This window comes from uncultured Tateyamaria sp., from assembly GCF_947494755.1.
Classification (GTDB): domain Bacteria; phylum Pseudomonadota; class Alphaproteobacteria; order Rhodobacterales; family Rhodobacteraceae; genus Tateyamaria.
Genome location: NZ_CANLVZ010000020.1, coordinates 46,195 through 57,323 on the forward strand (window position 1 = coordinate 46,195; position 11,129 = coordinate 57,323).

General features: G+C 58.3%; 11 protein-coding genes and 1 pseudogene. 3 read left to right on the forward strand and 9 right to left on the reverse strand.

Going from position 1 to position 11,129, the window contains the following annotated elements:
• Positions 1-24 precede the first annotated feature (24 nt).
• The 4 genes from Q0908_RS18655 to Q0908_RS18670 form a co-directional block, all read right to left on the reverse strand.
• Positions 25-3,840, reverse strand: coding sequence for a hydantoinase B/oxoprolinase family protein (locus Q0908_RS18655; RefSeq protein WP_299288243.1), 3,816 nt, complete (start codon positions 3,838-3,840; stop codon positions 25-27).
• A gap of 328 nt (positions 3,841-4,168) precedes the next feature.
• Entirely contained in the window at positions 4,169-4,360 is a 192-nt protein-coding gene (locus tag Q0908_RS18660) for a hypothetical protein (protein ID WP_299288246.1), read from the reverse strand.
• A gap of 9 nt (positions 4,361-4,369) precedes the next feature.
• Positions 4,370-4,987, reverse strand: coding sequence for a di-heme oxidoredictase family protein (locus tag Q0908_RS18665; protein ID WP_299288249.1), 618 nt, complete (start codon positions 4,985-4,987; stop codon positions 4,370-4,372).
• Complete coding sequence (locus Q0908_RS18670; protein ID WP_299288252.1) at positions 4,939-5,526, reverse strand: di-heme oxidoredictase family protein; 588 nt, start codon at positions 5,524-5,526, stop codon at positions 4,939-4,941. The genes Q0908_RS18665 and Q0908_RS18670 overlap by 49 nt, the downstream gene beginning before the upstream one ends.
• Positions 5,527-5,673: 147 nt before the next feature.
• On the opposite strand from Q0908_RS18670, the gene Q0908_RS18675 reads away from it, so the two are divergent.
• Positions 5,674-6,096: a hypothetical protein gene (locus tag Q0908_RS18675; RefSeq protein ID WP_299288255.1), complete on the forward strand. Its 423-nt coding sequence runs from the start codon at positions 5,674-5,676 to the stop codon at positions 6,094-6,096.
• A gap of 85 nt (positions 6,097-6,181) precedes the next feature.
• Here the strand turns inward: Q0908_RS18675 and Q0908_RS18680 are convergent.
• The 4 genes and pseudogenes from Q0908_RS18680 to Q0908_RS18695 all read right to left on the reverse strand — a co-directional run.
• Positions 6,182-6,430 (reverse strand): annotated as a pseudogene (locus Q0908_RS18680) (imelysin family protein); the annotation flags it as partial.
• A 34-nt stretch (positions 6,431-6,464) separates the two neighbouring features.
• Positions 6,465-6,929 (reverse strand): hypothetical protein, encoded by a 465-nt coding sequence (locus Q0908_RS18685; protein WP_299288258.1) that lies wholly within the window; start codon positions 6,927-6,929, stop codon positions 6,465-6,467.
• Positions 6,926-7,090: a hemin uptake protein HemP gene (gene hemP / locus Q0908_RS18690; RefSeq protein ID WP_299288273.1), complete on the reverse strand. Its 165-nt coding sequence runs from the start codon at positions 7,088-7,090 to the stop codon at positions 6,926-6,928. Before hemP ends, Q0908_RS18685 begins: the two co-directional genes overlap by 4 nt.
• Positions 7,091-7,418: 328 nt before the next feature.
• Positions 7,419-8,438: an extracellular solute-binding protein gene (locus tag Q0908_RS18695; protein ID WP_299288261.1), complete on the reverse strand. Its 1,020-nt coding sequence runs from the start codon at positions 8,436-8,438 to the stop codon at positions 7,419-7,421.
• Positions 8,439-8,684: 246 nt separating this feature from the next.
• Here Q0908_RS18695 and Q0908_RS18700 point away from each other — a divergent pair, with 246 nt between their 5' ends.
• Positions 8,685-9,563: an IS1595 family transposase gene (locus Q0908_RS18700; RefSeq protein ID WP_299288264.1), complete on the forward strand. Its 879-nt coding sequence runs from the start codon at positions 8,685-8,687 to the stop codon at positions 9,561-9,563.
• 86 nt (positions 9,564-9,649) lie between these two features.
• On the opposite strand, the gene Q0908_RS18705 is transcribed toward Q0908_RS18700, so the two are convergent.
• Entirely contained in the window at positions 9,650-10,570 is a 921-nt protein-coding gene (locus Q0908_RS18705; protein ID WP_299288267.1) for a hypothetical protein, read from the reverse strand.
• A 192-nt stretch (positions 10,571-10,762) separates the two neighbouring features.
• On the opposite strand from Q0908_RS18705, the gene Q0908_RS18710 reads away from it, so the two are divergent.
• On the forward strand, positions 10,763-11,083 hold the full coding sequence (locus Q0908_RS18710; protein ID WP_299288270.1) for a helix-turn-helix domain-containing protein: 321 nt from the start codon (positions 10,763-10,765) through the stop codon (positions 11,081-11,083).
• Positions 11,084-11,129: the final 46 nt, after the last annotated feature.

The following is an 11,129-nucleotide window of genomic DNA, read 5'->3' on the forward strand; positions in this document are numbered from 1 at the left end:
GGGGCAGGGTGCGCGTGGTTTGGCCTATCGGTCAGTGTTGCGCAGCTTTTGCGTGGCGTCGGCATTCACAGACCCATCATCCCGCAATACGACACCGTACAGGGCGCGGGCAGCGTCACGCGTCACAAGCCCCTGCCGCACGTCCCGTGCCACCAGCACCGGATCGCGCTTGAACGGGTCGCCATAGCCTGCCCCTCCGGGCGCGCGCCAGTACAAGAGATCACCCGCCGGGATTGTCTGTTCGCCCTTGCACTTCAGCACAGGGCCAGAGCGGAGTTGGATATGTCCCGCCGCACCCTGCAATCCGCCATCGCGGCCATTGGCGGGGAACTTGACCCGCTCGACGCCCGCCAACAGCAGGATATCCGCGTTCTCGCTGCTTTCCATTTCGATGATCTGGCCAAGTCCGCCCCGGAACGTGCCGGCCCCCCCGCTGTCGGGAATCAACTCGCGCCGCAGATAGCGGATCGGGGCGGTGCTTTCGGCGATTTCAGTCTGGGTGCCGAACACGCCGCTTGGGAAGGCGGTGGCCGAAAGCCCGTCCTTGGTGGGCCGCGCGCCGGTGCCTCCGGAATGAGTGAACTCGGTGGCAAAAGCGGTCGCCGCATTGCCCTCGCGGGCGGCAGAGGGGACACTGCGGATCGGTAGATCCCAAAGGCACGTGGCCCCTTCGGCGGGGGCCAGCCCCGGCACCGCCTCATGCAGCGCCCCGAACACCAGATCGGCCACCATTTGACCGGTGGCATGGCGCATGGCCACGGGGGCTGGGGGTTGGGCGTTCAGGATGCAGTCCTTGGGCGCGACAAAGACGAAGGGCGCAAGCGAAGCCGCGTTGTTTGGCACTTCGGGTCCGATCAGGCACCGCATGGCAAAGACACCATAGGCGGCGGTGTAGTTGATCGGGCAGTTGATCCCCAATGCCGAATGCCCGGAGGTCCCTGACAGATCGATGGTGATGCTGTCATCGAAAATCGTCATCGCAGCACAAAGTTTTATCTCGAAATCGTAGCCGTCGATGTCGAGCGCGCTGTGATATGTGCCGCAGGGCAAGGCGCGAATGGCCGCCTCGGTCGCCGTTTTCGAGCTATGCAGGATGTGCGCGCCCAACGCATCCAGATTGGGCATGCCAAATTCCTGCATCATCTCGACCACACGGTCGGCGGCCACGTCGCAGCACGCGATCAGCGCGTAAATGTCTCCCTCGTTCGAGATCGGAGAGCGCGAGTTGGCCTTGATGAAATCAACCACCAGTCGGTTGACGTCGCCGCAATCCACCAGTTTGCAGACCGGAATGAACAGCCCTTCGTCAAAGACGTCCGTGCCGTCCGGGCCCATGCCCCGTCCCCCAAGATCATAGACATGAGAGGTGCAGGCGGTGAAGGCGACCAGCGCGCCGCCGAAGAAAATGGGCGCAACCAAGGCGATGTCGTTCAGATGCCCGGCCCCGATCCACGGATCGTTGGTGCAATAGACATCGCCCGGGCGCATTGCGGTCACATCCAGATGAGGCAGCATCAGTTTGACGGTTTCCGCCATCGTGTTGATATGGCCCGGCGTGCCGGTCACGGCTTGCGCCAACATATCGCCGCTTGGGTCAAAAATGCCTGCCGAGATGTCGCCGCATTCCCGCACAATGGGGCTGAAGGCGGTGCGGATCAGGACCTGTCCCTGTTCCTCGACCGCGGCCAGCAACCGATCCCACATCACTTGCATGTCGAGGGTTGAGCGTGCCTGCCCATCGCGGCCTGCCTCGACCTCATTGCGTTGCATTACGATGTTAAGGGCGGCGTCGATTTCGATGTCAAACAGGGGCGAGACATAGGTGGTTGTCTGCGGCTCGGTGATCAGGGCGGGGCCGCTGAGCGATTGACCTGCCGACAGGGCAGCACGCTGATAGACGGGCACATCGACGGCCTGTGCGTTCGGTCCGATCTTGAGTTGCCGGGTGGTGGTCGGCTTGGCCTGTACGCTTTCGCCGGGTGTCGCACCCACCGGCGTCGGGCGCGGCGGATCGTTTGAGGCGGTCACGGACCAGTTGATGAATTCCACCTCCATTCCCGGCACGATGCGGCTGAACTGGCGTTGATACTCTACCTCGAATGCAGCGATCAGCGCCCTTAGGACCTCGTTGTCGACCGGCCCTTGTGGAATGTCGATCTCGATTTCCTGACCCTGACCGGCATAGCGCGCAAATGCGACGCGCCTCACATGGACATCGCGCCCTTGCGCGCCCGCCTTGACGATTTGGGTCGCGTGCTCGGACATCTCGTTGAGCAGCGCGTTCACCTCAGCCATCGGAAACGCCGAGGATTGGGCCGGAAAGGTGCGCACCGTTTCAAAGGACACCGGCGCAAAGAGGAAGCCGATGGCTGAGCCGACACTGGGATTGGGCGGCACGATGATCGTGCGCACGCCTGTCCGCTCGGCGATGCGCGTGGCATGCAGGGGGCCGTTGCCGCCAAAGGCCACCATGGTGCAGCCGGTCAGGTCCTTGCCTTGCTCGACCGCGTGCATGCGCGCTGCATTGGCCATCGCCTCGTCCACGGTCCGGGAAATGGCGTCAGCGGCCTCGGTCACGGACAAGTCCAGTGCTTGGCCGATCCCGCCCGCAATTGCGCTGTCTGACAGGTCGGGTTGCAGGTTCAGACGCCCCTCGGCAAAGGCGGCAGGATCAATATAGCCAATGGACACATCCGCATCCGTCACCGTCGCATCCTGACCGCCCTTGCCATAGCAGGCCGGGCCCGGATCGGAGGACGCGCTTTTGGGGCCGACGCGCAAACGGCCCATTCCGTCGATGCGCGCGATGGATCCGCCGCCGGCTCCGATTTCGATCATTTCGATGACGGGGATGCGAACCGGAATGCCGCTACCCTTGATAAATCGCTCGGTCCGGTCGATTTCAAACGCGCGGGAGGACTTGGGCACCTGATCCTCGATCAGGGTGATCTTGGCCGTGGTGCCGCCCATATCGAAGGAGACAACCTTGTCGATCTCGCGTTCCTGCGCGATCTTTGCGGCCATGATCGCACCCCCACTGGGGCCGGATTCCACAAGGCGAATGGGGAAGTCGATGGCCGTGTTCAGGTCCGTCATCCCGCCGCCCGAGGTCATGATGAACAGCGGGCAATCAAACCCCGCCGCCTCGAGGCGGGTTCTGAGTTCGGACAGATATCCGGCCATCAAGGGTTTGATGTAGGCGTTGCACACGGTCGTACAAAGCCGGTCAAACTCGCGGATTTCCGGGGACACTTCGCAAGATAAAGTCACCGACAGTTCGGGTGCGATGCGTGCTGCGACATCCCGGATTGCGAATTCGTGGGCGCGGTTCGTGTAGCTGTGCAACAGGCAGACGGCCAGACTGTCGGCACCGGTATCGCGCGCCTCAAGAATCTGCGCCTCAACAGCTGCGAGGTCGAGCGGGCGCAACACCGTGCCCGAAATACCGACCCGTTCGGGCACGGTGAACACCATATCGCGGGGCACGATCAGATCCTGTTTTTCGATATTGATGTCATACTGGTCAAAGCGGCGCTCATACCCGATTTCGAGAATGTCGCGGAACCCCTCGGTCGTGATCACGGCGACCGATGCCCCGCGCCGCTCGATCAGCGCATTGGTGGCCAGTGTGGTGCCGTGAATGATCGATCCGAATTCGGCCGGGGCCAGCCCTGCTTCATCAAGCGCGTAGCGGATGCCTTGCAGCACCCCCCGGACCGGATCGTCATGGGACGTGAGCGTTTTGGCCGTGTCGATCCTGCCGCCATGTTCGATGGCGATGTCCGTAAAGGTGCCGCCGATATCGACAGCCAGACGGGGGGCGGAATACGTGTTGTTCATGTGTTGATCCGGTGCGAGATGCGAATGTGGCTGGGCTGATGCCTTCGGGCATCCAGGGCGCGGGGCCACAGTCCAATTGCTGGAAAACGGAGTGTCGCGTGGCTGGTCGCCTTGAGGTCGGACGGTGCAGGAAAATCAGGTTTGGGATTTGTCCGGTATCGTCAATGCCGCTGCCAGTCGCAGGTCACTTGCGTGTTGTGCCGTACCTTCAACAGCAGACCAGATTGGACTTGTCCAACCGTCTGATGCAACAGGGTGCGCTGTGGTTTTCCATTGAGCCAATGCAATCGATGTCGATACCAAAGCAGAGCATCGACCCGTGAAGCTGTCAAACGAAATCGGCGATGGCGCTATTTGCCGGTGCCGCCTGCGGTGTGCAGTCGGTTTGCGCGGTGTCAGCCAATGCCTGCGTTGCGATCACCAACTCCGCGTGAGCGGGCAGGATATGGGTGTCGAGCGCGCGGTCGACATCCGCAAAAGCGCGCGGGGCGCAAAAGGGCAAGATCAGGACCAGACGCATCAAAGGCTTTCAAGGAACTCCAATAGGCCGCCCATCCAGCCGGTGGGTCGCATGTTTGGGCGTGTGGCAGGCAATCCAGCCGGTTTCGTAGAACACCTGTTTGCCGCGCAGAAGCTGTGGGGCGCTCACATCCCGTCGTGCAGGCACACCGAGGTTGGCAGAATAAAGGGACACGAGCTCAGGCCCCATATCCCCGATCTCTACATTGTCCTTGTCTGGGGTATTGTCGTTGGGGGCGGTGCGGCACTTGGTCTGAGCCTGCGCACAATCACCGAACCCTGCGGGGGGCAGCGTGGTCGAGATACCGACATCACCCGCAAAGGCGCTGGCGGACTGTTCCCAGATCGAGGGCTGCCCTGCCTTCAAGCCAAAGCGGCCCAACTTGGGCACACTATACTCCGACGACATCACGATCGGGGCGCGGCCCGCGATGCCGTCACCATCTGCATCATCGGGGTCGACGCCCGCCAGAATATCCGCTGCCGGGATCGCATCAAGCAAGCCCAGGCCGATCATCTGTGGCGCAACGCGTGGGCTGAGCATCATTTCGGGGTGCAGATCGCCATAACCAAGGTTGGTCAGTGTGTAGTACGGACGGCGCAGTGTCGCTGTTTCACCACCTGACAATGCGATTGTCTCTTCCGTGTATGTGATCTCGATTTTGGCCTCGGTCGGGATGCCCCCACCGAAGCGTCCTGAATTTGCCCGCCATGGTTTGGCCGGGGCTGGTTCGTGGTATAGTCGACGATGTCCTGGGGCGCGACACCGCCGCGGATCGAAATACGGATCAACATGGATGTCGCAGAATCGTCTGGACCATCGGGCGGATGCCCGCGCCCGTCCTTGAAATGGCAACGCTGGCAGCACCGCGCATTGAACAGCCGGCCAAGTCCGTCAGAGGCCAACGTGGACGAGAGCGCAGACACCCACAGCTTTTTGAAAAGGCCGTTACCGACTTTGAAATCCAGCTGGTTTTCGAAGCTGATATTGGCGGAGGGAGATGAGAACGCATCGGAGCTGTCAATGACCCGTACGGTCGCGGAACCGGTTGAATTGCCTTCTAATTGCTCGGCTTTGTTGAAGTTTGTCGTTGGGGTGATGATCTTGAGGATCCGTTCAGCCTCGGCGTCGGTCCACGGGATCACGGGCAGGTGCAGATCTGCCAATTCAGCGGATGCGACCACTGGAATTGAAAGGCTTATGGCAACGAGCGCCAGCTTAGCGGTTGTGATCTGCTTGATAACTTATAAATATACTCAGGAATATGCGTCGGCGAATGATTCATGCCTGCCTCATACAGAAGGACCTGTGACGTGGTGCCTCTACGTTTGAATGTATCTGGTAAATCCCGGCCCGCCACCCCACTTGCGCCGCAGGCTTTCGACTATCTTAATCAGCTGCGTTTCAAGGCGATGGAATGTCGGGCCAAACCGCGGGCCGACCTGTTCGAAGCCTGCGCGTTGTTGCAAGTCACGCGCTCTGACAGCAAAGAGGCGCACGCCGAGGCATTGATGCGCTGTCTGGCCGAGGCTTTGGGGAAATCCCCTCGTCTGCACGCGCCCGGCACGCTCGAGATCAGCTTTGACGAAGCGTGGCTGGTGGAATTGGGCAAGGCCCATGCGCGCGGCGACAGGGCCAGCATGGATTTTCTGTTGGGCTCTCGCGTGCTGCCACAGCACCGCCGGTTGGTTCACTATCTTATTGGTCATATTGCGGACTATACGCCCCTTGCCTGACGGCCCGCTCGATGGACCGGGTCTGATCGACAAGGGCGTTCACCTTGCCCTCCCGGTCATCGACGATGGCATAGCCAAAGCGTTAGACCTCGGTTTGCTGATAAGGGACACGTGCGGCAAGCCACGCATCCTTGGCGGTTTTTGACGCTTCGGCAGATGGGTTTTCAGCCAGATCGTTAACCGCTGCCAGAAGTGTCTGACCCGCTGTCAGGCTGTCGGCGTATTTGGCCAATGCAATATCGGCGTAATTGTCCAGAACCGCAGCCGTGTCCGCAAAAGCGGGGGCGGCTGCCAAAAGCACTGAGCCCAGTGCAATCGTAAATATTAAAGTCAGGGGTGGCTGTCCCTTGTTGATCTGTTCAGTGGGCTTAGTGAAGGCGCACCACGTTGGGTGCGGCGGCGGGTGATTGCGAATTGCGTTTGGCGTGAAAGGTGCGCGCGATGCTGCCGACTTCGCCGGCAAGGATCGCGATATGTTCGGCCCCGGTCAGCACTGTGGCGATCAGGGCGGCATCATTCAGATGCCCGTCAGAGGCGGTGCGGATCAGGTGCACAAAGACGCACTCGTCCGAGCCCACGCAATTGCAGCCAAGCGCGTGACGGACGAGGGGGTGGTTTGCCGTCCCGACGATCTTGATCACCAGGGTTTCGAACATGTACCACGCGCGGTCCGCTTCCGTATCGGGGAGGAGGTTGTGATAGGCGTGGCGGGCTTGGGCCTGACCATGCGGCCCATCGCACCAAAGGCGCAGGTTCAGGTCGGTTTCCCAAGCGTCCATATTCGTCAGGGCGGCGATGGCGGAACCGCTGCGAGCGTGATGCGGAGGTGTCATTTTGTGAGGATCAACTTTCCAGCGTGTGTGATGCGCAGGTAATAGACCTGCGCGTCCAGAACGATCGAGGCTTGCACGCCATCCTTGATCAATGCACGCGCGTCATAGGTGTCGATCGTTTGATGGGTCGGGGCGGTGTTGGTGTCGGGAATTTGGCTCATGGCGTTCATGAGGTCCGCTCCAGATGATGAGCATGTGTTCAAGGCACTGGTCCGCGGGCACCGCCCCCATCATCGCCTCTTGCAACACCTCGTCGCGCCAGTCTCTTTCGCCGCGTTTGGGTGTGGTGGTGCCGTTACGTCTTTGGGTCTTGGCCATGTCTCAGCTCCTGTCAGATCGGGGCGTCCGGGCTCTCCAGTATCGGGTGGCTGAGACTCACTGTAGATATGTTGACTGTTTTAGTCAGGTACGTCAATCCAGAGTATTACAGTCAGAAAAGAAAAAGGCGCGGGTTTCCGCCGCGCCTTTCGCCTGATGGTGTTATGTGGATTATTCCCAGCCCACGTCGTTAAAGATCTTCTGTGCGACGGGCACGTTTTTTGCCACTTTGCTCAGATCTACGGCGTCTGGACGGAACAGCCCAAGGCTCGCCACGGAGGGGCTGAGGCCCACGCCGGGCACGGCAGGGTATTCATCGTTACCGGCCGAGAAATACTGCTGCGCCTGATCGCTTGCCAGATACTCCATGAACTTGATCGCGTTATCCTTGTTCGGCGCATTGGCTGCAACTCCGCCACCCGACAGGTTCATATGCGCCCCTTCACCGTTTTGGGCAGGAAAGATCCAACCGATATCGGCGCGTGCATCCTCAGGCAGACCATCAACCTCTTTGCGCACGGCACGGGCGAAATAATAGGTGTTCGAGACCGAGATATCGCATTCACCCGACACAAGGCCACGCAGTTGATCGGTGTCACCGCCCTGAGGCGCGCGGGCAAAGTTGCTAACGACACCCTGCGCCCACGTCTTGGCGGCCTCTTCGCCGTGGTTTTCGATCACGGCAGCCAGAAGCGTTTGGGAATACACATTCGAGGACGAGCGGTGGCACACCTGACCCGCATAGGCGGGGTCGGCCAGATCAACATAGGTCTGGGGCGGGTTGGTCACATCGTTCTTGTCGTAGAAAATAATCCGTGCGCGCTGCGAAAAACCGAACCACTGGTTGTCGGCATCTTGCAGGCTGGCCGGGATACGCCCCTCGAGCACGTCGCTGTCTATGGATTGCAGAACGCCCGCATCCTTGGCACGCTCCAGCCGCGATGTATCGACGGTCAGCAGGATGTCGGCGGGGGAGTTCGCACCCTCGGCCTTCATCCGCTCGATCAGTTCGTCGGCCTTGCCTTCGATACGATTGATGGTGATTCCAGTCGCTTCGGTGAAGTCGGAATACAGCCGTTCGTCTGTATCGTAGTGGCGCGAAGAATAGAGGTTCAACGCGCCTTCAGCCACAGCGCTGGTGGCTGTGATTGTCAGTGTGACCAGCGTTACGAATGTCGTTTTGGTTGTCATGGAAGCTCTCCCAGTTCCCGGAGTATTAACCTTACAGAAATAGTCAATTACAGGGTTTGGCGGGCGATGCAATACTTTCTGATTAAAATAGTCAGGAATATTTTGCGCGAAGTTGCTACGATGTATGCTCTTGGCAGCGGGCCTGTAGCTTGGCTGTCATGTAGACCGAGGACTAGGACATCACTCCCGTACCGTAAAGGGGTGTATCCCTTTGACATACGGTAGGCCAAAGCCTATCTATAGTGCATGAAACAGACCAATGTACGCCAATTCTTCCAGCAGTTCCCAACAGATGAGGCTTGCCTAGAGCATCTCTTCAACGTGCGCTTCGGTCAGGGCCATACCTGCCCTAAATGTGAGCGTGAGGCGAAATGGTATCGTTTGACCAATGAGCAGGCTTTTTCCTGCCAGTGGTGCGGCCATCACATTCACCCGATGGTCGGAAGCATCTTTGAAAAGAGCCGCACACCTTTGCAGCTTTGGTTCTATGCAATCTTTCTGTTCACCACGTCTAAGCATGGCGTGAGCGGCAAGGAATTGGAACGCCAGCTTGGCGTGACGTACAAGACCGCATGGCGCATGGCAAAGCTGATCCGTGAGCACATGGCAGATGTTGACGGTGAAGCCCCTCTGGGCGGCACTGGTAAGGTCGTAGAAGTCGATGAAACCTTTGTTGGCGGCAAGACAACTGGCATGGACTGGCGCAAGCGTAAGACCGTTGTGATGGGCATGATGGAGCGCGACGGTGACGTGATGCTGAAAGTGGTGGCAGACCAGACACGCGGCTCTCTGATGCCTCATATCCACGACAACATTGTGGATGGCACAGAGGTGCACACCGATGAATTGCGCACCTACAACAAGGCCATTCCGGTTGATCGTTTCACCCACAAGACTGTGAACCATTCCGAAGGTGAATATGTTGGGCCAAACGGTGAAACCACCAACTCAATCGAGAACTTCTTTGGGCACCTCAAGCGCTCATTGAAGGGCACACACAACAACGTGTCACCTAAATATCTTGAGGCCTATGTCAAAGAGTTTGAGTACCGATTCAATCGTCGGACGACGCCTGAGGTGATGCTGGGCGAGTTGCTTTCCCGCTTCCCTGAGTTGGGCGCTTAATCAGCGCGTCCAGCTTGTCGAGGTCGCCTTCGGGATCGGCTTCATGTTCCTTGATGAATTCTTCAAGCCCTTGTTTTCTTGCATCTTTAAGAGTCGCCATCGAACAAATCTCCTTGATCGTATGAGTCTTCTAAAACCTCAATCACCTCGGTTATCACATATATTTCTGATATCATTTCATTATCAAAACCATAACGCATTTCAACAGAAACCATGCACCGTAACGCATCGCCCGGCCTCACATCCTGCCTGCGACCTTGGAATTCCGCCAAAAAATCATTGTGCTCAATGCGCGCTGAAATCGGGCGCTTACCCAAACGAAAATCCCACTTCGACGCTCCAAGATAGTCAGGCTTTTTAACAGCCAAGATCATCTGGGCAGGAGGCATAGTAATCGTTTCTTTCGTCGCCATATCCGCCAGTTGGTCCGGATCAAGACGCACATTGATATCTATCTCAAGACGTTGATCACCCGCCTCCAGGAACGCCCTGTCGCTAGGCGATAAAATATCTTTTGCGGTCTGAATGCGTTGGGCCGCGTCTACTAGGGCAGAAGGGTCAGGTGGCGAGTAATCCGGCAGGCGGCGAACGTCTGTTTCGCTGGCAAGTTTTTGCAAGTCTTTCCGAAGGTCAGGCAAGCTGCGCGGGGTCGTGTCGTCGTCAATCCAAGACATGACCATGTACTTGGCGCGCACAAGATATTTGCCGACCGCCGGTTTCCAGTCCAAATCTTTTAATGCCTGATCATCTGTCGAAGTCAGGGCGTTTCTCAGCCAAATTTTTAGAGAGCCAACTTCGACATCTTCTAACATCATTACAGGTGAGATGTTGTTGTCCACAGATCGCACTAGCACCTTATCAATAGCTTGAAAGGCCTCAATAAGATCTGTTGCGGCGCTGAACACACGAGTAGGCGAGCCTTCACCTTTCTTGAAATCAATAATGATTGCAAAATCCGCGTCCTGAGGCGGCTCAGGTTTTTGATCTGTCATCTTAATATTTGCCATAGTGCACTCTCTTGGACTGTCGCACTATGCCCAGCAAAAGTGAATCGACAATAAACGTATGCTGAGGGGATACACCCCACCGTAAATACCATAATTCCAATTATAAGCGGTCTACATGTAACCGGGGTGCGCGCTACCCGCGACTGCGACTCTTGTTAGAAAATAATGTGTTATCTGACGAGAGGCATCGACATGGGAGCTGTTTACAGCCAACTAAGCTTACAAGAACGCCGCAGGATCGAAGATTGGTGGCTGGCAAAGGTCCCTGTTGGCGAGATGCCACGCGTTCTCAAGCGCCATAAATCGACGATCTTCCGTGAGATCAAACGCAACTTCTGGGCCGATGATGCTGTCCCAAAGAAGTACGCTGGTTACTTCGGGATGGCCGCGCACCAGCGCACGCTGCAACGCCGATCGGTGCAGCGCAAGCTGATCCGTCACCCAGAGCTTTGCAAGGCGGTGATCGCGCGGATCAACAAGGCTGGACGCCTGAGCAGATCGGCAACCGAATGATCCATGAAGGTGCTGCGCTGCGCGTCTGCCAGGAGACGATCTACCG